This is a genomic window from Rahnella woolbedingensis, from assembly GCF_003602095.1.
GTDB lineage: Bacteria > Pseudomonadota > Gammaproteobacteria > Enterobacterales > Enterobacteriaceae > Rahnella > Rahnella woolbedingensis.
Map to the genome: position 1 here is coordinate 1 of NZ_RAHH01000032.1, position 22,520 is coordinate 22,520.

At 50.9% G+C, this 22,520-nt stretch carries 23 protein-coding genes; 8 read left to right on the forward strand and 15 right to left on the reverse strand.

Annotated elements, in window-relative coordinates; all coding sequences use genetic code 11:
* Nucleotides 1-320 precede the first annotated feature (320 nt).
* Nucleotides 321-881, reverse strand: a complete 561-nt coding sequence (gene gmhB / locus D6C13_RS21340) for a D-glycero-beta-D-manno-heptose 1,7-bisphosphate 7-phosphatase (RefSeq protein WP_120134656.1) — start codon at nt 879-881, stop codon at nt 321-323.
* 179 nt (nt 882-1,060) lie between these two features.
* Here gmhB and metN point away from each other — a divergent pair, with 179 nt between their 5' ends.
* The 6 genes from metN to proS all read left to right on the forward strand — a co-directional run bounded on the left by metN (nt 1,061) and on the right by proS (nt 6,733).
* The gene (metN, locus tag D6C13_RS21345; protein ID WP_120134657.1) at nt 1,061-2,092 is read left to right on the forward strand and encodes a methionine ABC transporter ATP-binding protein MetN; all 1,032 of its coding nucleotides are present in this window, start codon (nt 1,061-1,063) and stop codon (nt 2,090-2,092) included.
* Nucleotides 2,085-2,738: a methionine ABC transporter permease MetI gene (locus tag D6C13_RS21350; RefSeq protein ID WP_120134658.1), complete on the forward strand. Its 654-nt coding sequence runs from the start codon at nt 2,085-2,087 to the stop codon at nt 2,736-2,738. The genes metN and D6C13_RS21350 overlap by 8 nt, the downstream gene beginning before the upstream one ends.
* 61 nt (nt 2,739-2,799) lie before the next feature.
* The gene (locus tag D6C13_RS21355) at nt 2,800-3,615 is read left to right on the forward strand and encodes a MetQ/NlpA family lipoprotein (RefSeq protein WP_120134659.1); all 816 of its coding nucleotides are present in this window, start codon (nt 2,800-2,802) and stop codon (nt 3,613-3,615) included.
* A gap of 168 nt (nt 3,616-3,783) precedes the next feature.
* Nucleotides 3,784-4,191 (forward strand): Rcs stress response system protein RcsF, encoded by a 408-nt coding sequence (gene rcsF, locus D6C13_RS21360; RefSeq protein WP_120134660.1) that lies wholly within the window; start codon nt 3,784-3,786, stop codon nt 4,189-4,191.
* A complete protein-coding gene (gene tsaA / locus D6C13_RS21365; RefSeq protein ID WP_120134661.1) occupies nt 4,188-4,895 on the forward strand; it encodes a tRNA (N6-threonylcarbamoyladenosine(37)-N6)-methyltransferase TrmO in 708 nt (235 codons plus the stop codon). The genes rcsF and tsaA overlap by 4 nt, the downstream gene beginning before the upstream one ends.
* Before the next feature lie 119 nt (nt 4,896-5,014).
* Entirely contained in the window at nt 5,015-6,733 is a 1,719-nt protein-coding gene (proS, locus tag D6C13_RS21370) for a proline--tRNA ligase (RefSeq protein WP_120134662.1), read from the forward strand.
* Nucleotides 6,734-6,827: 94 nt separating this feature from the next.
* Here proS and nlpE read toward each other — a convergent pair whose 3' ends face one another.
* The 3 genes from nlpE to D6C13_RS21385 all read right to left on the reverse strand — a co-directional run bounded on the left by nlpE (nt 6,828) and on the right by D6C13_RS21385 (nt 8,547).
* On the reverse strand, nt 6,828-7,505 hold the full coding sequence (gene nlpE, locus D6C13_RS21375) for an envelope stress response activation lipoprotein NlpE (protein WP_120134663.1): 678 nt from the start codon (nt 7,503-7,505) through the stop codon (nt 6,828-6,830).
* A 65-nt stretch (nt 7,506-7,570) separates the two neighbouring features.
* A complete protein-coding gene (gene arfB, locus D6C13_RS21380; protein WP_425272739.1) occupies nt 7,571-8,020 on the reverse strand; it encodes an alternative ribosome rescue aminoacyl-tRNA hydrolase ArfB in 450 nt (149 codons plus the stop codon).
* Nucleotides 7,987-8,547 (reverse strand): YaeQ family protein, encoded by a 561-nt coding sequence (locus tag D6C13_RS21385; protein WP_120134665.1) that lies wholly within the window; start codon nt 8,545-8,547, stop codon nt 7,987-7,989. The genes arfB and D6C13_RS21385 overlap by 34 nt, the downstream gene beginning before the upstream one ends.
* A gap of 215 nt (nt 8,548-8,762) precedes the next feature.
* On the opposite strand from D6C13_RS21385, the gene D6C13_RS21390 reads away from it, so the two are divergent.
* Both D6C13_RS21390 and rof read left to right on the forward strand, forming a co-directional pair.
* On the forward strand, nt 8,763-8,963 hold the full coding sequence (locus D6C13_RS21390) for a YaeP family protein (protein ID WP_013574215.1): 201 nt from the start codon (nt 8,763-8,765) through the stop codon (nt 8,961-8,963).
* A complete protein-coding gene (gene rof / locus D6C13_RS21395) occupies nt 8,950-9,210 on the forward strand; it encodes a Rho-binding antiterminator (protein ID WP_120134666.1) in 261 nt (86 codons plus the stop codon). Before D6C13_RS21390 ends, rof begins: the two co-directional genes overlap by 14 nt.
* A 67-nt stretch (nt 9,211-9,277) precedes the next feature.
* Here rof and D6C13_RS21400 read toward each other — a convergent pair whose 3' ends face one another.
* From D6C13_RS21400 to lpxD, 11 genes are all read right to left on the reverse strand, one after another.
* Entirely contained in the window at nt 9,278-9,607 is a 330-nt protein-coding gene (locus D6C13_RS21400; protein ID WP_167458061.1) for a c-type cytochrome, read from the reverse strand.
* A gap of 49 nt (nt 9,608-9,656) precedes the next feature.
* The gene (tilS, locus tag D6C13_RS21405; protein WP_120134668.1) at nt 9,657-11,000 is read right to left on the reverse strand and encodes a tRNA lysidine(34) synthetase TilS; all 1,344 of its coding nucleotides are present in this window, start codon (nt 10,998-11,000) and stop codon (nt 9,657-9,659) included.
* A gap of 7 nt (nt 11,001-11,007) precedes the next feature.
* Complete coding sequence (locus D6C13_RS21410) at nt 11,008-11,397, reverse strand: VOC family protein (RefSeq protein WP_120134669.1); 390 nt, start codon at nt 11,395-11,397, stop codon at nt 11,008-11,010.
* A gap of 86 nt (nt 11,398-11,483) precedes the next feature.
* Entirely contained in the window at nt 11,484-13,631 is a 2,148-nt protein-coding gene (locus D6C13_RS21415) for a lysine decarboxylase LdcC (protein WP_120134670.1), read from the reverse strand.
* A 187-nt stretch (nt 13,632-13,818) separates the two neighbouring features.
* Nucleotides 13,819-14,778, reverse strand: coding sequence for an acetyl-CoA carboxylase carboxyl transferase subunit alpha (gene accA, locus D6C13_RS21420; protein ID WP_120134671.1), 960 nt, complete (start codon nt 14,776-14,778; stop codon nt 13,819-13,821).
* Nucleotides 14,779-14,790: 12 nt separating this feature from the next.
* Nucleotides 14,791-18,273 carry a DNA polymerase III subunit alpha gene (dnaE, locus tag D6C13_RS21425; RefSeq protein ID WP_120134672.1) on the reverse strand — a complete coding sequence of 1,161 codons (3,483 nt, stop codon included), beginning with the start codon at nt 18,271-18,273 and terminating at the stop codon, nt 14,791-14,793.
* 70 nt (nt 18,274-18,343) lie between these two features.
* Nucleotides 18,344-18,940 carry a ribonuclease HII gene (gene rnhB, locus D6C13_RS21430; RefSeq protein ID WP_120134673.1) on the reverse strand — a complete coding sequence of 199 codons (597 nt, stop codon included), beginning with the start codon at nt 18,938-18,940 and terminating at the stop codon, nt 18,344-18,346.
* Nucleotides 18,933-20,084, reverse strand: a complete 1,152-nt coding sequence (gene lpxB / locus D6C13_RS21435) for a lipid-A-disaccharide synthase (protein ID WP_425272740.1) — start codon at nt 20,082-20,084, stop codon at nt 18,933-18,935. Before lpxB ends, rnhB begins: the two co-directional genes overlap by 8 nt.
* A gap of 18 nt (nt 20,085-20,102) precedes the next feature.
* On the reverse strand, nt 20,103-20,891 hold the full coding sequence (gene lpxA / locus D6C13_RS21440; protein ID WP_120134675.1) for an acyl-ACP--UDP-N-acetylglucosamine O-acyltransferase: 789 nt from the start codon (nt 20,889-20,891) through the stop codon (nt 20,103-20,105).
* 3 nt (nt 20,892-20,894) lie between these two features.
* Nucleotides 20,895-21,350 carry a 3-hydroxyacyl-ACP dehydratase FabZ gene (gene fabZ / locus D6C13_RS21445; RefSeq protein ID WP_095923207.1) on the reverse strand — a complete coding sequence of 152 codons (456 nt, stop codon included), beginning with the start codon at nt 21,348-21,350 and terminating at the stop codon, nt 20,895-20,897.
* A gap of 147 nt (nt 21,351-21,497) precedes the next feature.
* Nucleotides 21,498-22,520, reverse strand: coding sequence for a UDP-3-O-(3-hydroxymyristoyl)glucosamine N-acyltransferase (gene lpxD, locus D6C13_RS21450; RefSeq protein WP_120134676.1), 1,023 nt, complete (start codon nt 22,518-22,520; stop codon nt 21,498-21,500).

Below are 22,520 nucleotides of genomic sequence, written 5' to 3' on the forward strand. Positions count from 1 at the left end.
GATATTTTTTGCCACCGAGGTGGCTGATATCGTCTTGTGAGTGCCCACACAGATTGTCTGATAAATTGTTAAAGAGCAGTGAGTTACGCGCTTTCGCTTGCTAACTCGAGGGGCATATATTACGCTTTCCTCATTCAGTGTCAACCGTTTATTTCATCCGGTTGCCGCTGTTTTTAATTTTTCCGACCCGGTCACTTCGTGATGTTGTTCACGTTGTTCCCTGTCGATGGAGCGGCATTATAGGGAGTTAGATTGTAATGGCAAGCGAATAAACACAGTTTTATTTCGTTTGCCGTTTTTTTATCCAAAGCCCCCTGTTTTTACGCTTTTGCTATAAAGGAAGGCAAAGCAGCAAGGCTTTCCAGCACCGCATCAGCTGCACTTTCACTTTGTTCTGTAACCGGCTTACCAGTGCGCACTAAAATCTTATGTCCGACACCCGCAGCCGCAGCCGCCTGCATGTCTTCGAGTTTATCGCCCACCATATAAGAAGAAGCCATATCAATATCGAGCTCTTCTTTAGCGGTTAAAAACATACCTGGCAGTGGCTTACGGCAATCACAAACCTGGGTAAACTCTTTAACGGTGCCTTCAGGATGGTGAGGACAGAAGTAGATGCCGTCGAGATCGACACCACGGTCAGCCAGAGACCAGTCCATCCATTCTGTCAGCGTCATAAACTGATCTTCAGTAAATTTACCGCGTGCAATACCGGACTGATTGGTCACCAGTACCAACAGAAAGCCCATTTCCTTTAATTTAAGACAGGCGTCAATGACGCCATCGATAAACTGGAAGTTATCGATTTCATGTACATAGCCGTGATCGACATTCAAAGTACCATCACGGTCAAGAAAGATTGCTGAAACAGGTTGTGCCACGAATTTGCTCCTGATGCCTGATTAATGGCGTGAGTATCGCATGTTTTCACTGCCTGTGAGAATGCTAACCTGGTTGACTTAGACGTCTAGACGCCTTAGCATCCACGACATGCTACGGGGACGCCCCCCGAAGAGTTAATTTCACCACGTCACAGCAAAAAGACAGAATAAAAAATAATATGATTAAACTTTCAAACATCACCAAGGTTTTCCAGCAGGGTTCGCGCCAGATAGTCGCGCTCTCTGACGTGAGTCTTCACGTCCCTGCCGGACAAATTTATGGCGTCATCGGCTCATCCGGTGCAGGGAAAAGTACCCTGATACGCTGCGTCAATTTGCTTGAACGCCCGACTGAAGGCCAGGTATTGGTTGATGGTCAGGATTTGATTTCTTTTTCTGAAAAAGAGCTGACGCGCGCACGTCGCCAGATTGGGATGATCTTTCAGCACTTTAATCTGCTTTCTTCGCGCACCGTTTTCGGCAATGTCGCGTTGCCACTGGAACTGGACAACCTGTCTTCTGCTGAAATCAAAAAGCGCGTTTCTGAACTGCTAAGTCTGGTGGGTCTGGAAGATAAACATGACGCCTACCCGGCGAATCTTTCCGGCGGACAGAAACAACGTGTGGCGATTGCCCGTGCACTGGCCAGCAATCCGAAAGTGTTGCTGTGTGATGAAGCCACCAGCGCCCTGGATCCGGCCACAACCCGAGCCATTCTGGAGCTGCTGAAAGACATCAACCGTCGTCTGGGGTTGACCATCCTGCTCATTACACACGAGATGGACGTCGTAAAACGTATTTGCGATCAGGTTGCAGTCATCAGCGACGGTAAACTCATTGAGCAGGATAAAGTGAGCGAGATGTTCTCTCATCCGAAAACTCCGCTGGCTCAGCAGTTCATTCAGTCCACATTACACCTGGATATCCCGGAAGATTACGCCAAACGTATGGTGCCGCAACCAGAAGCAGATCGTGTGCCTTTATTGCGTCTGGAATTTACCGGTCAGTCGGTCGATGCCCCGCTGCTTTCAGAAGTCGTACGTCGCTTTGACATTAATAACAACATTATCAGTGCTCAGATGGATTACGCCGGCGGCGTGAAGTTCGGGATTATGCTGACAGAAATGCACGGTTCAGAAGAAAACACTCAGGCAGCAATTCAGTTCCTGCATGAGAATCAGGTGAAAGTAGAGGTACTCGGTTATGTCTGAGGCAATGATGTGGTTAATGGGCCGGGGTATCTGGGAAACTGTCATTATGACACTGACCTCTGGCTTCTTTGGTTTTGTACTGGGCTTGCCTTTTGGCGTCCTGCTGTATGTGACGCGTCCGGGTCAGATTGCAGAGAATAAAAACGTCTACCGCGTGATGTCAGCGCTGGTGAATATTTTCCGTTCTATTCCTTTTATTATCCTGCTGGTGTGGATGATCCCGTTCACCCGCTTGATTGTCGGTACCTCTATCGGTCTGCAGGCCGCGATTGTTCCGCTGACTGTCGGTGCAGCTCCGTTTATTGCCCGTATGGTTGAGAATGCCCTGCTGGAAATTCCAAGCGGTCTGGTGGAAGCTTCCCGCGCGATGGGTGCCACACCAATGCAGATAATCCGTAAAATCTTGTTGCCAGAAGCTCTGCCGGGTCTGGTCAATGCAGCGACCATCACGCTCATCACTCTCGTAGGCTATTCTGCTATGGGTGGCGCTGTCGGCGCCGGTGGTTTGGGACAAATCGGTTATCAATACGGTTATATCGGTTACGACGCAACTGTGATGAATACGGTATTAGTCTTGTTAGTGGTTTTGGTGTATTTAATTCAATTTTGTGGCGACCGCATCGTAAAAGCAGTCACACATAAATAAGAAATAGCAGCTGTAATAGCTACCCTGTGAATGATTTATATCCGTTTATTGAGGAAAGGACATGTCTAACAAATTCAAATCCATTGCCGTTGTCGGCGCGCTTCTGGGATCGCTGGCATTAGTCGGTTGCGGACCAAAAGAACAAGATCCAAACCATATCAAAGTGGGTGTAATTGTCGGTTCAGAACAACAAGTTGCTGAAGTCGCTCAGAAAGTAGCGAAAGAGAAATACGGTCTTGACGTTGAACTGGTGACTTTCAACGATTACGTGTTACCTAACGAAGCGCTGAGCAAAGGCGATATCGACGTTAACGCCTTCCAGCATAAACCTTACCTGGATCAGCAAATCAAAGATCGTGGCTACAAACTGGTTCCGGTCGGTAACACTTTCGTTTACCCAATCGCCGGTTACTCTAAGAAAATCAAATCTGTTGATGAACTGAAAGATGGCGACCAGGTTGCTCTGCCAAACGACCCGACTAACCTCGGCCGTTCACTGCTGCTGCTGCAAAAAGTCGGTCTGATTAAACTGAAAGATGGCGTTGGTCTGCTGCCAACCGTTCTGGATGTGACTGAGAACCCTAAAAATCTGAAACTGGTTGAGCTGGAAGCACCACAACTGCCACGTTCACTGGATGATGCGAAAATCGCTCTGGCAGTAATCAACACCACTTACGCGAGCCAGATCAACCTGACTCCGGAGAAAGACGGCATCTTTGTAGAAGATAAAGAATCTCCGTACGTTAACCTGATCGTTGCGCGTGAAGATAACAAAGACGCTGAAAACGTGAAGAAATTCGTTCAGGCTTACCAGTCTGAAGAAGTTAACGCTGCAGCGAACAAAATCTTCAACGGCGGCGCAGTTAAAGGCTGGTAATCCGTTGCTGTCAGGGATGCAAATTTCGTCCTGACAATTACGCTGTAAATATTACTTTCATAATTAAATTCAAGGCGGGCATATGCCCGCCTTGTTATTTCCTCAATACCTTGGTTCAATAACGCCACATTCTTTCCTGTAAACATATTAAAAAGCAGAGGATATACCATGCGTGCTTTACCTCTCTGTTTGTCGGCGCTTTTGCTGGCGGGTTGCTCTGCGACGGAACATCCACAGCCAACCCCTCCTGCACCCGTTGTTAAAGAAGAGCCAAAACCCGTTAAAGCTAAACCGGCTCCGGTCCGCCCTGCCCCGGTAAAACTCTATAAAGACGCTGAAGCACTGGTCGGTAGCCCTTTCCGTGATTTAGGCGAAGTCTCCGGCGAATCCTGCCAGGGCGACCAAAATGATGCACCACCCAGCCTCGCTGCCGCACGCAAAAGAATGCTGACCCGCGCCTCTTATATGAAGGCCAATGCAGTATTACTGCACCAGTGTCAGATCATCAGCGGTGTGCCGGGATGTTTCGAGCAGGCGATTTGTCAGGGTTCTGCCCTCAACGTCACGTTTAAATGACCTCATTTTCTTTTGAGCAAATAGGGACGATACACTCGCCCTATAAAGAGAAGTTTGCTGTTCCGCGCCAGCCGGGTTTGATTGAGGATGGTGGCGGTGAATTACATCTGCACGCGCCGTATAACCAGCCCGAAGCGGTTCGCGGGCTGGAAGACTTCAGCCATTTATGGGTGATGTTCATTTTTCATCAGACGATGGAAGGCGGCTGGCGTCCCACAGTTCGTCCGCCACGCCTGGGCGGAAATACACGTACCGGGGTATTTGCTACCCGCTCAACCTTCAGGCCAAATCCGCTTGGGATGTCTCTGGTTGAGCTTAAAGGGATCCGCTGTCAGGGACAAAATGTCATTCTGCAGCTGGGCAGTCTGGATTTGGTGGATGGCACGCCTGTCGTGGATATTAAGCCTTACCTTCCCTTCGCAGAAAGCCATCCTGAAGCGCGCGCCGGGTTTGCCCAGCATGCGCCGGAAGCCAATATGCCGGTAGAATTTTTGCCGCAGGCTGAACAGCAGCTGGAAGAGCATGCGAGGCAATACCCGCATCTGCGCCGTTTTATTACGCAGGTTTTAGGACAGGATCCTCGTCCGGCGTACCGTAAGGGAGAAGCCGCCGAGCGGGATTACGCCGTTCGTCTGCTGGAGTTTAATGTTCGCTGGCGGGTGACGGGCTCTCTGAATCAGGTATTGTCCCTCGACAAAGACTAAATTTCCTCTGCGTCTCTTTTGACAACAGCAACTCGCTGGTAAACTAAACCACTTTTCACGTTTTGGCTGCCAAAGGCAGCCTGATTGCAATTTGCAGTGCTAACGGAACCAACAACATCATGCGTACTACTCAATATCTGCTCTCTACACTGAAAGAGACGCCAGCCGACGCGGAAGTGATCAGCCATCAGCTGATGCTGCGTGCGGGGATGATCCGTAAACTGGCCTCAGGCCTGTATACCTGGCTGCCTACCGGCTTACGTGTTCTCAAGAAAGTTGAAAACATCGTACGCGAAGAAATGAACAACGCGAACGCCATTGAAGTGTCGATGCCGGTAGTTCAGCCCGCCGACTTATGGCAGGAGAGCGGACGTTGGGAACAATACGGTCCGGAGTTGCTGCGTTTCGTTGACCGTGGCGATCGTCCATTCGTTCTGGGCCCGACCCACGAAGAAGTCATTACCGATTTGATCCGTAATGAAGTCAGCTCGTACAAACAATTGCCGCTGAACTTCTTCCAGATCCAGACCAAATTCCGTGACGAAGTTCGTCCGCGTTTTGGCGTGATGCGTTCCCGTGAATTCCTGATGAAAGATGCCTACTCGTTCCACGCGACGCAGGAATCTTTGCAGGAAACTTACGATGCCATGTACGCCGCTTACAGCCAGATTTTCAACCGCATGGGGCTGGATTTTCGTGCCGTGCTGGCTGATACCGGTTCTATCGGCGGCAGCGCTTCGCATGAATTCCAGGTTCTGGCGCAGAGCGGCGAAGATGATGTGGTGTTCTCTGATTCTTCTGATTTCGCGGCTAACATCGAATTCGCTGAAGCCCTGGCTCCGGCAGCTCCGCGCGCTGCGGCAACCGAAGAAATGCGTGTTGTTGAAACGCCAAACGCTAAAACCATCGCTGAACTGACTGAACAGTTCCAGGTTCCGGTTGAGAAAACCGTTAAGACCCTGATGGTTCACGCGACGGCAGAAAGCGGCCATAAACTGGTTGCACTGCTGGTGCGTGGCGATCATGAGCTGAACGAAATCAAAGCTGAAAAACTGCCACAAGTTGCTGCACCACTGACTTTTGCGACAGAAGCTGAAATTCGTGAAATCATGGCTGCGGGTCCGGGTTCTCTCGGTCCGGTCAATCTGCCGATGCCTGTTGTTGCTGACCGCACTGTTGCCGCCATGAGCGATTTCAGCGCAGGTGCTAACATCGACGGTAAGCATTACTTCGGTATTAACTGGGATCGCGATGCTGCGCTGCCAGAAGTCGCCGATATCCGTAACGTCGTCGCCGGCGATCCAAGCCCGGATGGCCAGGGTACTTTGGTTATCAAACGCGGTATCGAAGTCGGTCATATCTTCCAGCTGGGTACCAAATACTCAGAAGCGATGAATGCGACGGTTCAGGGTGAAGATGGCCGTAATCAGGTAATGACCATGGGTTGTTACGGTATCGGCGTGACCCGTGTGGTTGCTGCGGCGATTGAGCAAAACCATGACGATCGCGGCATTATCTGGCCGGATGCTATCGCCCCCTTCCAGGTCGCTATTCTGCCAATGAACATGCACAAATCTTTCCGCGTGAAAGATGCGGCAGAAGCGTTGTACAAAGAACTGCGTTCACACGGTATCGATGTGATCCTCGACGATCGTAAAGAGCGCCCGGGCGTCATGTTCGCGGATATGGAACTGATCGGTGTTCCGCATCACGTAGTGATTGGTGATCGTAATCTGGACGCTGAAGAGCTGGAATACAAAAACCGTCGTTCCAGCGAAAAACAGATGATCAAACAAAGCGATATCGTCGAATATCTGCTGAGCCAGATCCCGCGTTAATATTGGCTAAAGATTGTTTGCCATAAAAAATGCCCGCTTTTTGCGGGCATTTTTGTCTGTACAATTCAGTTGGAGCAGTTCAGTCAGCTTGGTTTTAAGGGCAGGATTTGGTGGCGTCAAACTTGACGTTTTTATCCGCCACCACGGCGTTCTGTAACTGCCCTTCTTCCATTGATGGCTCCGTCATGAAATGGCCATCCATAGCAAGGAAGACCAGCTGATTGGGTGCTTTACGCGCCGCAAGATAGCCTTCCTGCAGTGATTTATTTGCCGACATCGGGAACACTTTACCGGTTGCACAATCTTTGAATGACGCGGCATCGGCGCTGTATTGCATCATTCCGGTCAGTGCCATCGGCGTCTTAGGCAAACTTTGCTGCACCGGCTTCAAGGTATAATTGAACTGAGAGGTAATGGGCTCGCCGCTCATATTCAGCATTTCCAGATTTTCATCTTTCGGATGGAAATAGCGTTTCTCACCACCGTTACCCGTCAGCACCAGTTTATCGGCAGTTCGCGCCCAGCGCCCGTAACTGGCGAACGCCTGATCGCCGCCTTTACTTCCCTGATAAATTTCCTGCAGGATATATGTTCCGTCCTGTTGCAGGAAAAGTGACGTTTTCAGGCCGCTGCAATCCGCGCAGGGCAACAAGCCGCTGTAACTTTGCTGCATCGCCTGCAAAGGTTTGTCATGGTTAAATGCGGCGGTATGACAGCCGAACAATGATAACGCCCCGAGCGCCAGCACTGCCCCAATAATGATTTTTTTCACAGTTTCTCCCCTACTGCTATTCCACAGTGCTGCGATAAAAATTGTCCTGCAGCACAAATTTAGGGCTACCGTACCTTGCCCCGCAATGCTTTCGTCGCACCCTTGCGAACCTTACTTTCTACCCGGCGAATTTTAGACCCGCGGGTCGGTTTTGTGGCCCGGCGTGGTTTTTCTACCACCATCGCCTGTGAAATCAATGCCCCAAGCCGTGCCAGAGCGGCTTCACGATTCATCTCCTGGCTGCGATATTCCTGGGCCTTAATAATGACCCAGCCATCGGCGGTAACAGAATGATGGTTGAACGCCAGTAACCGCTCTTTGTAATATTCTGGCAAACTCGACGCTTTAATATCAAAGCGTAAATGTATGGCCGTTGAGGTTTTATTGACGTTCTGGCCGCCGTTCCCCTGAGCGCGTATCGCCGTTAATTCGATTTCGCTGTCGGGTATTTCCAGTTTTCCAGAAAGGATTAGCACGCTGATTACCTGGCTTCTTTCACAACAGACTCTTTCCATTCAGAAAAATGAATTTCCAAATTACTCTGAGCATCAGAAAGCCAAATAGTTCCGTCCTGCAACGTTGCCTGTAAATTCATAGTACGGCTGCCGAAAGCGGTCAGCTGAGTCAGTAACTCATCTTCTATATAACGGATTCGCAGGTTCTCAAAACCTCTGACTTTGCCCTCGATTTGCGACCACCAGACTTTCGCTGCACGCTCACCATACGCGTAAAGGACAACTTCGCGCGATTGGTTACAGGCTTTTTTCAGACGCTTCTCATCAGGTAATCCCAATTCGACCCACAATTCGATACCGTTGTGGTCATTCTTGCGCCAGATTTCCGGCTCATCTTCCGCGCTTAATCCGCGGGTAAATGCCAGTCTTTCGTCAGCATGATAAATCCATGCCAGCAAACGCAGCATCATGCGTTGTTCTGTTTCTGAAGGATGCTGCGCCAGTGTCAGGTTAGCGTCATGAAAGAAATTGCGGTCCATATCGGCGATATTGACTGCTGCTTTATAAATAGTTGCTTTTAACGCCATGGTAAACCCCTTGATAATAGACGCACAGTGTACTTGAAAGCGTCCTGCCGCGACCAGTTTTCCCCCGATGGTCATCCTCAATATTGGATTTAGGCAAACGATTTACCTTTACAGGCCCGCTAATAACTCACACTCTCCTGTGCTATAGTCGTTAAATACTGAGAGCTTATCTTTCTGCGCTTTCCTCAGAGGGATACGCTTTTTAGGGAGAACTTATGCAACAATACTGTGAGTTGGTACGCCGTAGATATTCTGAAATCGCCAGCGGCGATCTCGGATATGTGCCCGATGCGTTGGGCTGTGTATTGAAAGCATTGGACGAAGTGGCAGCAAACGCTGAACTTCCGTCTTCCGTTAGGGACCAGGCGGCCTATGCCGCCGCTAACTTATTGGTGAGCGATTATGTCGATGAATGATGAGTACCAACCCATCAATTGCGATGACTACGATAATCTCGAGCTCGCCTGCCAGAATCACCTGGTTTTGACGCTGAAGATGCGTAGCGGAGAAATTGTTGAGGCAAAAGCCAACGATTTGTTAATGCGTAAAAAAGTGGAATATCTGGTGGTTGAGGCGAACGGCGAACAACGGGATCTTCGTTTAGATCACATTGAAAGCTTTAGCCATCCGGAAATTGGCACGGTAGTTGTCAGCGCTGAATAGCAGAAACCACCTTCAATTTACCTCACGGGCAATCTCAGGATTGCCCGTTTGCATTTCTGCCCCCCGCTTATTTCAGCGGAGCCAGGCTGGCGTAATACGCCGACAAATCGCTGATATCCTGATCCGACAATGATGAACTGAATGCCTGCATCACTCCGGCCTGCCCGCCACTTCGCTCACCTTTTTTATAAGCGTGTAACGAAAGCGCCAGATAATCTGCATTTTGCCCTGCCAGTTTAGGGTAGATAGAATTTACCGCCTGCCCCTTTGCGCCGTGACACGCCGCGCAACTGGCTGATTTTGACTGCCCGTCAGCCACATTTCCGCCGGCCAGAGCCGGTAAACTGACCAGCATAAGGGTCGCTATTGCTGTCAGACTTCTCATCACAACCAACATCACCACTCCCCGGGCGTATAAGAACTGCCCAATATTAACTTATCTTTAATTACGCCACGTACCAGACGATCCGCCACTGCGCTTCGTTATTTTCAGTCAGGGCCTGGCGGGTGATAAACCATCCCGGTGCGGCCATCAGTTGCTCATTGTAATAAATCAATGGAATACGATCGCGCTGCCACGGCGGAACACCCAGTTCCGACCAGAGTTTTTTCGCCTGACGCGCACGATCCCGCCCGACTTTTTCAATAGATCCCTGCGCCTGAAAACGTACGGTGATCTTCTCATCAGCGTGAGGCTGGCGGATCAGACAACCATCCGCTTGCGTACGGGGATCAATATCGATTTCCAGAAAGCCCAGCCCGTCCGGCAGCATTAATTTTTCGCACGGATCCCAGCAGATAATCTGATCTTTCAGTGACTGGAATTCCGGTAATAAATACAGACGCTGACGAAAACGCCTGATAACCATGCCTCCCAGTACTAACTGCGCCTGTGCATCTTCGCGGCTTAATGCCACTTCATCCCATATTCTTTGCAACTGCTCGCGCGAAGGCATTTTTTCACCGAGCAAAGCCAGCCAGCGGCGCATTAATGCAGAGCGTCTGACAGCTGAAAACGCCTTGAGACCCTCGACCGACAAACTCCTCTGTCCATCAACCAAAACATTGAGGGATTCATTGAGCAACTCGTCCAGTAGGGATTCCTGTTCTGCGCAAAGCAGTGCGCTGCGGGTGGCAGCCTGAGCAAAGTGCGGCCAGCGATCATACAGCGCGGGCAGGATCTCCAGCCGCAGGAAGTTGCGATCAAAGCGGGCATCACCGTTACTGTCGTCCTCGATCCAGCTCAGCTGAGACCGGGCCGCAAATTCTTCAAGCTGCTCACGGGTAAGGTCGAGCAGAGGGCGTAACAAACGATAACCGTGCGCTGAACTGTCCGCGCTCATCGCGGAAAGACCCGCCGGGCCGCTGCCACGCTTAAGCGCCAGCATAAAGGTTTCACACTGATCGTTGAGATGCTGCGCAGTCAGTAAGATTTCATTGCTGACCAGATTGTCGGCAAATGCCTGATATCGCGCCGTTCTCGCGGCAGCTTCTGTACCGCCGTTTTGCGCATCAATATGCACTTTGACGGCAGAAAAAGTGATCTTCCGTTGCTGACAAAACTCCTGGCAGTGTTCCACCCAGTCATCGGCAAACTGACTTAACCCATGATGAATATGAAGCGCCCGCAGTTCGATTTCCGGCAGTGTGGTATCACGTAACTCTGCCAGCCCGGCCAGCAGGACGGATGAATCCAGCCCGCCGCTGAACGCCACGCAAAGTTTGCGTCCGTCACCGATTTTATGGCGCAGATGTTCGGTCAGAAATGTCGCAGCAGTTTTTGAGTTCATAGAATGATCAGGATTCGTACAATTCCAGCGGCAAGCCATCCGGGTCGTTAAAGAACGTGAATTTTTTACCGGTGTAGGGATCTATTCGTACCGTTTCACAGACGACACCCGCGGTAGTGAGCGCTGAAATGGACTGTTCGATATCATCAACGCTAAATGCCAGATGCCGCAATCCACAGGCTTCCGGGCGGCTTGGACGCGCCGGCGGCTGCGGAAAACTAAACAGTTCTAAGGTGTACTGACCGTTGAGCGCCAGATCGGCTTTCCAGGAATCACGCTCTTCACGATAAAACTCGCCCAGTAATGTGAACCCGAGAATGTCGCAGTAAAAATGTTTGCTGGCCTGATAATCGGATCCAATAACAGCGATATGGTGGATCTGGCGAAGAGTAAGCATAGTCATGTCCTGTTGATTTCTGAGGTGAACGTTACTCAGGCTGTCCGGAGTCGTCAATAAAAAGCCCTCACGAAGAGGGCCATTTGTTACTCCACTTCCGGAAGTTTTAAGACTTTCACCAGATAGCGCCCGTCTTCTGTGAGACGCGTTCCATGAATATCGGTTTCAAAACCGGGGTAACGCTCGCCTATTGAGCACAGCATAATCAGGAAATCGAGCACCGCGCGGCTTTCCTCGGTGATCATCTCTCCCGGCATCACCACCGGCACACCCGGAGGATAAGGCAGGATCATGTTGGCTGACACTTTGCCGATCAGCTCATCGATATCACATTCATCAATGTGCCCGCGAACCTGATGCTGGAACATTTCATACGGTGTCATTTTCATTTCCGGCAGCACTTCAAAGGCTTCCAGCATTAAACGCGGCAGGTCATGACGGACGATCAGCTTGTGGATCCCCTGCGCCAGATCCTGAATACGCATATTGCGGTAGAAATCAGGATCTTCCGCATACAGATCTGGCAGCATATTCTTGACCCGCAGATTGAGATCGTAACTGCGTTTGAAATCAGTCAGACCGCGCATCAGGCTCATAGACTTGGTTTTATCAATGCCGATACTGAACAGGAAAAGCAGGTTATAGGGCCCCGTTTTCTCCACCACGACACCGCGCTCATCGAGGAATTTCGCCACTAACGCTGCCGGGATCCCCTCTTCTTCCAGCTTACCCATTTCATTCATGCCGGGTGTCAGAATGGTCACTTTGATCGGATCCAGATACATATGATCAGTATCAGCATTGGCGAAACCATGCCAGTTTTGATCCGGATTCAGTGGCCAGCATTCAGCTTCGTCAATATGTTCCGGCTGCCAGATATCGAAGAACCAGCCGTCAGTTTCTTCACGCAGTCTTTGGATCTCTTTACGAAAATGCAGCGCACGTTCCACCGAGCGGTTGATCAGGCGCCGTCCGGGATTCCCGCGCAGCATCGCCGCCGCGGTTTCCGCTGAGGCCACAATGCCGTAGTTTGGCGACGTCGTGGTGTGCATCATATAGGCTTCATTAAAGGTGCTCTCGTTGTAATCACCTTTAATGTGGATCATCGAAGCCTGCGAGAAAGCCGCCAGCAATTTGTGCGTCGACTGCGTTTCGTAGATGACTTTCCCCGGGATCCGTTCGCCGCTCATTCCGCTTTTGCCATCATAAATAGGATGGAAGTTGGTGTAGGGCACCCATGCGGAATCGAAATGAATCGACGGAACATCCAGGGTATTTTTGATGTAATCGGTGTTGTACAGCAGGCCATCGTACGTGGAATTAGTAATGACGGCGTGAACCGGCCAGGTGGCATTCACGGTCTGGGCAATTTTTTCTTCGATGCTCTCGCGGGTAAATTCACGCTGCGGGATCCCGCCAAGAATGCCGTAAGCATTGCGGTTCGGGCGCAAATAGATCGGCACGATATTGGTCATCATCATCAGATGCGCGAGTGATTTATGACAGTTACGGTCAATGAGCACCGTACTTCCGGCAGGCGCTGCATACATGCCGACTATTTTGTTGGCAGTCGACGTACCGTTGGTGACGATATAACTCTGTTCAGAGCCGAACGTTCGCGCGATATATTCTTCAGCTTCCAGATGCGGGCCGGTGTGATCGAGCAGAGAACCCAACTCAGTGACCGAAATCGACACATCTGCTTTCAGCGTTTTCGCTCCGAAAAAATCATAGAACAGCGTTCCTACCGGACTTTTTAAAAAGGCCGTACCGGCCATATGTCCCGGCGTACAAAAGGTGTACTTCCCCTCTTCCACATAGGTGAATAGGGCTTTCGTCAGCGGCGGCGTAATCGTGTCGATGTACTCATCGGTGTACTGACGGACGCGTTTAGCGATATCGTCGGCCGCACTCAGGGCATATTCAAAGAAATACAGCACCATACGCATTTCATTGACATCAACGTCCAGCGTCGAATGCGTATTGATAAATGCATACAGAGGCAGATATTCATTCAGCTCGTTAATTTCTGTACACAGCTCTTCACTGTGCTGATCCCAGTCGAAAATCGCGCCGCAGATCCGGGCATTGTTTTCGATGAGTTTGAGTAAGTCAGCCCGGTCACGCGGATAAATTATCTGAAACCCAAGAAGCGTCAGTGCGCTATCCAGTTCACGGATTGGCTCCTCTTTATAGTAAGCCCCGTCCGGGCGCATGATAGCGATAATATTCATCTGACAAATCCTTCTGTTGTTTTTATCTCAGGTATTAATAGAAACACGGTTGGTCCCTGCTGTGTACCCCTTGCTGATGAGTTTGGGTCAAAACATAGGGTTTTAAGATTGCAGGAAAGTCTGAGCGGGAAAACAGACAATAAAAAAGGCCATGCATCAGCATGGCCTTTTCGAAATCACTCGCAAATCAGCAGTAGCCGTAAGTCATCAGACGCTGATAACGACGGTTGCGCAGTTCTTCAGTGCTGAGAACATCCAGATCGCTGAGATCAGCTTCCAGTTGTGCACGCAGAGAAGCCGCCATAGCTTCCACGTTGCGGTGAGCGCCACCCAAAGGCTCCGGAATAACGGAGTCGATCAGTTTCAGCTCTTTCAGACGCGGTGCAACAATACCCATTGCTTCCGCAGCCAGTGGAGCCTTATCCGCGCTCTTCCACAAGATAGAAGCACAACCTTCCGGTGAAATGACCGAATAGGTGCTGTATTGCAGCATGTTAACTTTATCGCCAACGCCAATAGCCAGTGCGCCACCGGAACCCCCTTCACCGATCACGGTGCAGATAACCGGTACATTCAGGCGGGACATTTCGCGCAGGTTACGGGCGATAGCTTCAGACTGTCCACGTTCTTCAGCGCCAACGCCAGGATAAGCACCCGGAGTGTCGATGAAGGTAATGATTGGCAGTTTGAAGCGTTCGGCCATTTCCATCAGGCGTAACGCTTTGCGATACCCTTCCGGCGCAGGCATACCGAAGTTACGACGAATTTTCTCTTTGGTTTCACGGCCTTTCTGATGACCAATGATCATCACGGCACGTTCACCTAAACGGGCGATACCGCCAACGATAGCTTTATCGTCTGCATAGGCACGGTCACCCGCCAGTTCATCAAAATCAGTAAAGATATGTTTGATATAATCCAGGGTATAAGGGCGACGAGGATGGCGCGCCAGTTGGGCAATTTGCCAGGCACCCAGATCAGAGAAAATCTTACGAGTCAGTTCAACGCTCTTTTCGCGCAAGCGTGCAACTTCTTCGTCAAGATTAATATCTAATTTTTCGTCTTGACGGCTGACTGCAGTCAGCGAGTCAATTTTCGCTTCCAGTTCCGCAATCGGCTGTTCAAAATCAAGAAAATTCAGACTCATAGCATTCCTATTTTAGTCAAATTCCAGTTCCACCTGCTCACTACCGACCAGGCCTCGCAAATCCAGCAACAGTTTGTCCGTTGGCGTAACACGCCATGACGCCCCGAATCGTAGCCGGGCTCTTGCGTTTTCTCGTTGGTAATACAGATGCACTGGTATCGTCCCCGATCGATGAGGTTCCAACGATTGGCGGAGACGGTTCAAAAGCTGGTCATCAATTTGCCTGTCAGTCAGCGATATAGCAAGACCGCGAGCATATTTTTCCCGTGCTTCACTGATGTCCATTACATCGCGGGCCATCATTTTAAGCCCGCCACTGAAGTCATCAAAGCTGACCTGTCCTGTGGCGATAAGGATACGGTCTTTTTCCAATAAATGCTGAAATTTTTCCAACGCTTCGGTGAACAACATGACTTCCAGACGACCTGAGCGGTCATCCAGTGTACAAATCCCAATGCGGTTACCGCGCTTGGTGACCATAACGCGTGCAGCGAGCACCAGTCCCACTGCAACGGTCATTTTGCCCCGTTCCGTCGGGTGCATATCTTTCAGGCGCTGGCCGCCGCCATAACGCTCGATTTCTTTCAAATACTGGGTGATCGGATGGCCAGTCAGATATAACCCGAGCGTTTCACGTTCGCCATCCAGCACCGTTTGTTCCGGCCACGGCATCACATTCGAGTAGGATTTTTCGACCTGTTCCGGCGCTTCGGCCAGAACACCAAACATATCCACCTGACCAATCGCTTCAGCTTTAGCATGCTGATCAGCGGCTTTCAGTGCGTCCGGCAGAGAACTCATCAGTGCAGCGCGGTGCGGGCCTAAACGGTCAAAGGCACCGGACATGATCAGTTTTTCGAGAATACGTTTGTTCAGTTTTTTGACATCAGCACGCGCGCAGAGATCAAACAGCTCTTTGAAATAGCCGCCCTCATTACGCGCCTCAATAATGGCTTCAATCGGACCTTCGCCCACGCCTTTGATAGCGCCAATGCCGTAAACAATTTCACCTTCGTCGTTCACATGGAAATGGTACAGGCCGCTGTTGATATCAGGCGGCAGAATTTTCAGCCCCATACGCCAGCATTCGTCGACCAGACCGACCACTTTCTCGGTGTTATCCATATCCGCGGTCATTACCGCCGCCATGAATTCTGCCGGATAATGCGCTTTCAGCCATAGCGTCTGATATGACACTAACGCATAGGCCGCTGAGTGAGATTTGTTAAAACCGTAACCGGCGAATTTTTCTACCAGATCGAAGATTTTAATCGCCAGTTCGCCGTCGATGCCGCGAGATTTCGCACCGTCTTCAAAACCGCCGCGCTGCTTGGCCATTTCAACCGGGTTTTTCTTACCCATCGCACGACGAAGCATGTCTGCGCCACCCAGCGAATAACCCGCCAGAACCTGCGCAATCTGCATGACCTGTTCCTGGTACAAGATGATGCCGTAAGTCGGCTCCAGCACAGGTTTCAGAGATTCATGCTGCCACTGGATATCCGGATAGGAAATCTCTTCGCGACCATGTTTACGGTCGATAAAGTTATCTACCATGCCTGACTGCAACGGCCCCGGACGGAACAGCGCCACCAGTGCGATCATGTCTTCGAAACTGTCGGGCTTGAGACGTTTGATCAGATCTTTCATGCCGCGCGATTCAAGCTGGAATACCGCTGTGGTTTCCGAACGTTGCAGCATTTCGAAACTTTTCTTGTCATCGAGCGGGATGGCAGCAATGTCCAGCGGTGGCTCACCGGTTTTCTCGCGGCGGGCGTTAATCATTGCCAGCGCCCAGTCGATGATGGTCAGCGTACGCAGGCCGAGGAAGTCAAACTTCACCAGCCCGGCATATTCCACGTCGTTTTTATCGAACTGTGTAACCGGATGGTTACCTTCGGCATCGCAATAAAGCGGCGCGAAGTCGGTAATTTTGGTTGGCGCGATGACCACCCCACCGGCGTGTTTACCGGCATTACGGGTGACACCCTCCAGCTGACGGGCCATGTCGATCAGCGACTTAACTTCCTCGTCAGCCTCATAAATCTCTGGCAACTGAGGTTCTGCGGCAAACGCTTTTTCCAGCGTCATCCCCGGATCAGGTGGCACCAGTTTTGAAATGCGGTCAACGAAACCATACGGGTGACCGAGGACGCGCCCCACATCTCGGATAACCGCTTTGGCGGCCATCGTACCGAAAGTGATGATCTGCGAAACAGCTTCACGACCGTACATTTCAGAGACGTGATCGATTACCCGGTCGCGCTTTTCCATGCAGAAGTCGACGTCAAAGTCGGGCATGGAAACACGCTCAGGGTTAAGGAAACGTTCGAACAGCAGGTCAAACTCCAGCGGATCCAGATCGGTAATTTTCAGCGCATACGCCACCAAAGAACCCGCACCGGAACCACGTCCCGGTCCGACCGGCACGCTGTTATCTTTCGACCACTGGATGAATTCCATTACGATCAGGAAGTATCCCGGGAATCCCATCTGGTTGATAACGCCGAGTTCGATGTCCAGACGTTCGTCGTATTCAACCCGTTTTTCAGCACGCACTTGCGGATCAGGGAATAAAAACTCGAGACGCTCTTCCAGACCGATTTTCGATTTCTCGACCAGGAAATCTGCCGTGGTCATATCGCCGGTCGGGAATTGAGGCAGGAAATATTCGCCCAGACGGATGGTCACGTTACAGCGTTTGGCGATTTCCACGCTGTTTTGCAGCGCTTCAGGAACATCTTCAAACAGCTCGCACATTTCGTCTTCACTGCGCATATATTGCTGCGAAGTGTAATTACGCGGACGTTTGGGATCGTCGAGAGTAAAACCGTCGTGGATTGCGACGCGGATTTCATGGGCATCAAAATCGGTCGGCACCATAAACCGCACATCGTTAGTGGCCACGACCGGCAAACCACGCTCTGTCGCCAGTGCCACGGCAGCATGAAGATAGTTTTCTTCTTCTGCGCGGCCGGTGCGGATTAATTCGAGGTAATAGCGGTCAGGGAAATATTGCTGGTAGAAATCCAGACACTGATTCACTTGCAAATCATTGCCGCGGGTCAGGAACTTGCCGACGTCGCCCATTCTCGCGCCGGAAAGCAGGATCAGGCCTTCGTTCAGCTCAGCCATCCACTCGAGGTCGACAATGGGTCCGGCAGCGCCATAACCGCGCTGATAGGCTCTGGAGATGAGCAACGTCAGATTCTGGTAGCCCTGATTATTCATCGCCAGAACGGTCAGTTGAGCCAGCTCATCGCCGAGGATTTCACTCTGAACATTCAGGTCTGCGCCGATAATCGGCTTAATGCCGGCACCGTGCGCGGCGCCGTAAAATTTTACCAGTCCGCAAAGGTTGGTGAAATCTGTAATCGCCAGAGCGGGCATGCCGAGTGACGCTGCGCATTTCACCAGCGGGCCCACTTTCGCGAGCCCATCCACCATGGAATAGTCGCTATGTACACGCAGATGAATAAAACGAGGTTCGGCCATATCCAGAGTCCAGAAATGAGTGAATTAAGGGTTGTATACCCCGCAAAACGGGGCAGGAACAAGTGACGCGTTATGCCAGCCCGAGCGCGCGTTTCACCGGAGAGAAACTTCGACGGTGATGTGCTGTTGCTCCAAGGCGGGCAAGGCTTTCGAGATGCACCGGCGTCGGGTAACCTTTGTGCTTCGCAAAACCATATTCAGGGAACTGAAGATCCAGTTCAACCATTTCGCGATCGCGGGTGACTTTAGCCAGAATGGAAGCAGCGCTGATTTCAGCGACCTTGCTATCCCCTTTCACCACCGCCTGTGACGCCATCGGAAGTTTAGGGCAGCGGTTGCCATCAATCAGCACCATATCAGGCGTGATACCCAAACCAGCAACCGCTCTTTGCATGGCCAGCATGGTGGCATGCAGAATATTCAGTTCATCGATTTCATGCGGTTCCGCACGCCCGAGACTCCAGGCCAGCGCTTTCTCTTTAATTTCGATGTATAACGCCTCACGGCGCTTTTCAGACAGTTTTTTAGAATCCGCCAGGCCTTTAATCGGATTGGCCGGATCGAGGATCACCGCAGCTGTTACCACAGCGCCCACTAACGGGCCGCGACCCACTTCATCCACACCCGCAATACATACGGCCTGCGGATAGATAAATAAATCACTCATGGTTTGCCAGCTCCATCACCGCCTGAGCAGCCTGTTCATCTGCATCACGACGGATGCTTTCATGCAGTTCAAGGAACGTCTCACGCAGCGCATGGCTTTTCTCGCCACCGGCCAGTAAAGGCAACAAAGCAGCAGAAAGCTTTTCAGGCACACATTCGGTTTGCAGTAATTCGGTGACAATTTCCCGTCTTGCCAGCAAGTTTGGCAATGAAACATACGGTGTTTTCACCAGACGCTTTGCCAGCCAGAAAGTGAACGGTTTCATGCGATAGCCCACTACCATCGGACATTTCGCCAGCATACATTCGAGTGCTGCCGTCCCGGATGCCAGCAAAGCCGCATCGCTGGCAATCATCGCATCCCGGCCCTGGCCATCGAGCAAGTGAGCGGGCAAATCAGGCGCAATTTCAGCCTTGATACGCTCGAACTGCTCGCGACGTTTCGCGTTCACCAGGGGTACCACGATGTGCAAATCAGGATAAGTTTCCCGCAACTGCAACGCGGTTTTAAGGAAATCTGCGCTGAGCATTTCCACTTCCGCATGGCGGCTTCCCGGCAATAACGCCAGGCAGTGAACATCATCAGGTATCCCCAGCACCAGACGTGCCGCCTGTTTATCAGGATGCAACGGCATTGCATCGGCCATGGTGTGGCCAATGAAACGGCAGGGAACGTTGAATTTGTCATAGAACGCTTTTTCGAACGGCAGGAATGCCAGAACTAAATCTGTCGCCTTACCAATTTTGAAAACGCGCTTTTGTCGCCAGGCCCAAACAGACGGGCTGACATAATGAATCGTGCGGATACCGCGCTGCTTTAAACGACCTTCCAGCGTGATGTTAAAATCCGGGGCATCGATGCCCACAAACACATCAGGCTTGAGTTCGCTAAAGCGTTGGGTCAGATCTTTGCGGATTTTCAACAGGCGTGGTAATCGTTCAAGAACTTCTACCACGCCCATTACCGCCAGTTCTTCCATTTCGTACCAGGCTTCGCATCCTTCCGCCTGCATCAGCGGACCTGCGACACCCACAAAGCGGGCATCAGGATGATGCTTTTTCAAGGCCCGAATCAGCCCGGCGCCAAGAATGTCACCGGACGTTTCACCGGCCACCAGACCAATTGTCAGAACAGGCTTTTGCATTATTTTCCGTAGCGCAGATCAGCGAATAATGCCGCGCGTTGAGCGGGCAAAGAAATCACTGAAGGGTTTAGCTTTCGGGAATTCAGCGGCAATTGCAGCGATTTCCGGTTGGGCTTCTTCCAGCGTTTTACCGCTGCGATACAGTAACTTATAGGCATTGCGGATAGCATGCAGATCGGCTTTTTCAAAACCACGACGCTTAAGCCCTTCGATATTGATACCGAATGGTGTCGCGTGGTTTCCTTGCGCAATCACAAACGGAGGAACGTCCTGGGCAACCCCGGAACACCCACCCACCATGACATGCGCGCCGATAATACAGAACTGGTGCACCGCCGTCATACCGCCAATAATCGCGAAATCATCAATTTCGACGTGACCACCCAGGGTCGCGTTATTCGCCAAAATACAGCGATTTCCAATGACGCAATCGTGGGCAATATGTGCGTTAACCATCAACAGGTTATCGCTGCCTACTTTTGTCAGACCACCGCCCTGAACGGTACCACGATGAATGGTAACGCTCTCACGAATATTGTTGCGATCGCCGACCTCAACGCGTGTTGGTTCACCTGCATATTTCAGATCCTGGTTAATTTCACCAATGGAAACGAACTGGAAAATGCGGTTATCGCGACCAATTTTGGTCACGCCATTAATCACTACGTGTGATTTAAGCTCAGTACCTTCACCAATTTCTACCTGGGAACCCACGTAGCAGAAAGGACCAATATGGGCTCCGGCGCCGATCACGGCACCGTCTTCAACAATAGCGCTTGGATGAATAAAGGCGGTTTTATCAATCATGTATTAAGACTCCCGGCGACGGGCGCACATCATGGATGCCTCGCAAGCGATCTCACCATCAACTTTCGCGACACCTTTGAAACGAGCAACGCCACGACGCTCTTTAATGAATTCAACTTCCAGAACCATCTGGTCACCCGGCAAGACCGGACGTTTAAAGCGTGCATCGTCGATTGCTGCAAAATAATACAATTCGCCCGGTTCCAGTTTTCCTACGCTTTTGAACGCCAGAATGCCGGTGGCCTGAGCCATCGCTTCCAGAATCAAAACGCCTGGGAAAATAGGTTTACCCGGGAAGTGCCCCTGGAAGAACGGTTCGTTAAAAGAAACGTTTTTCACGGCGCGCAAAAATTTCCCTTTCTCAAAGTCCAGCACGCGGTCAACCAGCAAGAATGGGTAACGGTGAGGCAATAAATCCAGAATCTCTTCAATACGCAGAGTATGAGTGTCAGTAGTCAAAATACTCTTCCTGTCTATAAAAACTGATGGCATCAATAACACGGCCTGCCAGACCCCAAAAAAAGGTCATCAGGCAGGCCGCAAATAGGAACGTATGTCGCAGGTTCACTCAACGAAGGGAACACAAAGCAGCACCGTAGGTGGTAATTAATCTTTTTCGATTTTACGCTCGACAGCTTTCAAGCGCTTATTCATCTCGTCAATATTCATTACCAATGCAGCCGTTTTACGCCAAACTTTATTCGGTTGTAACGGGATACCGGAGGAGTATACCCCAGGTTCAGTGATTGGTCGCATTACCATTCCCATTCCCGTAACGACAGCCTGGTCACAAATCTCCATGTGACCGTTGATAACACTGGCTCCGCCGATTTGACAGTAGCGTCCGATTTTCAGACTACCAGCCATGATAACACCACCGGCAACCGCCGTATTGTCTCCAATCACGACGTTGTGTGCAATCTGACATTGGTTATCGATGATAACGCCGTTGCTGATAATGGTGTCATCCAGCGCACCACGGTCGATTGTGGTACAGGCGCCGATTTCAACACGATCACCGATAATAACGGTGCCGAGCTGAGGAATTTTGATCCAGTTACCGCGATCGTTAGCATAACCAAAGCCATCAGCGCCAATCACTGTCCCGGACTGAATCAGGCATTGTTCGCCAATCTCCACGCGATGGTAAATAGAAACGTTGGCCCAAAGTCGGGTTCCTGACCCTATTTTCGCTTCTTTACCGATAAAGCAGCCTGCACCGATGATGACGTTATCACCCAGTACAACGCCGGATTCGATAACTGCATTTGCGCCAACCGAGACATTCTTACCTAAAGTTGCACTGTCAGAAATCACTGCACTCGCAGCAATATCCTGTGCCGGCGCCGGAGTAGTATCCAGCAACTGCGCCATACGCGCGTACGTCAGGTAAGGGTTTTTAACCACTAATGCCGCGGTAGGGCAAAATGGCAGATCCGCTTCGGTCAACACTACGGCACCTGCATTGCAGGAAGCCAACTGTTCACGGTAACGGCTGTTTGATAAAAACGTGATTTGCTCAGAGTGTGCGGAATGCATTGAAGCAACGCCGGTGATGGCAATTTCGCCATCACCGTGCAATTGTGCATCCAACTGCTGTGCGAGATCAGCCAGTCGAATTGAAGACAT

Bases quoted from the DNA above. Each gene is read 5' to 3' on its own strand.
- metN (WP_120134657.1), top strand. From the start codon at position 1,061: ATGATTAAACTTTCAAACATCACCAAGGTTTTCCAGCAGGGTTCGCGC.
- D6C13_RS21350 (WP_120134658.1), top strand. From the start codon at position 2,085: ATGTCTGAGGCAATGATGTGGTTAATGGGCCGGGGTATCTGGGAAACT.
- D6C13_RS21355 (WP_120134659.1), top strand. From the start codon at position 2,800: ATGTCTAACAAATTCAAATCCATTGCCGTTGTCGGCGCGCTTCTGGGA.
- rcsF (WP_120134660.1), top strand. From the start codon at position 3,784: ATGCGTGCTTTACCTCTCTGTTTGTCGGCGCTTTTGCTGGCGGGTTGC.
- tsaA (WP_120134661.1), top strand. From the start codon at position 4,188: ATGACCTCATTTTCTTTTGAGCAAATAGGGACGATACACTCGCCCTAT.
- proS (WP_120134662.1), top strand. From the start codon at position 5,015: ATGCGTACTACTCAATATCTGCTCTCTACACTGAAAGAGACGCCAGCC.
- arfB (WP_425272739.1), bottom strand. From the start codon at position 8,020: ATGGAAAGAGTCTGTTGTGAAAGAAGCCAGGTAATCAGCGTGCTAATC.
- D6C13_RS21385 (WP_120134665.1), bottom strand. From the start codon at position 8,547: ATGGCGTTAAAAGCAACTATTTATAAAGCAGCAGTCAATATCGCCGAT.
- D6C13_RS21390 (WP_013574215.1), top strand. From the start codon at position 8,763: ATGCAACAATACTGTGAGTTGGTACGCCGTAGATATTCTGAAATCGCC.
- rof (WP_120134666.1), top strand. From the start codon at position 8,950: ATGTCGATGAATGATGAGTACCAACCCATCAATTGCGATGACTACGAT.
- D6C13_RS21400 (WP_167458061.1), bottom strand. From the start codon at position 9,607: ATGTTGGTTGTGATGAGAAGTCTGACAGCAATAGCGACCCTTATGCTG.
- tilS (WP_120134668.1), bottom strand. From the start codon at position 11,000: ATGAACTCAAAAACTGCTGCGACATTTCTGACCGAACATCTGCGCCAT.
- D6C13_RS21410 (WP_120134669.1), bottom strand. From the start codon at position 11,397: ATGCTTACTCTTCGCCAGATCCACCATATCGCTGTTATTGGATCCGAT.
- D6C13_RS21415 (WP_120134670.1), bottom strand. From the start codon at position 13,631: ATGAATATTATCGCTATCATGCGCCCGGACGGGGCTTACTATAAAGAG.
- accA (WP_120134671.1), bottom strand. From the start codon at position 14,778: ATGAGTCTGAATTTTCTTGATTTTGAACAGCCGATTGCGGAACTGGAA.
- dnaE (WP_120134672.1), bottom strand. From the start codon at position 18,273: ATGGCCGAACCTCGTTTTATTCATCTGCGTGTACATAGCGACTATTCC.
- rnhB (WP_120134673.1), bottom strand. From the start codon at position 18,940: ATGAGTGATTTATTTATCTATCCGCAGGCCGTATGTATTGCGGGTGTG.
- lpxB (WP_425272740.1), bottom strand. From the start codon at position 20,084: ATGCAAAAGCCTGTTCTGACAATTGGTCTGGTGGCCGGTGAAACGTCC.
- lpxA (WP_120134675.1), bottom strand. From the start codon at position 20,891: ATGATTGATAAAACCGCCTTTATTCATCCAAGCGCTATTGTTGAAGAC.
- lpxD (WP_120134676.1), bottom strand. From the start codon at position 22,520: ATGTCTTCAATTCGACTGGCTGATCTCGCACAGCAGTTGGATGCACAA.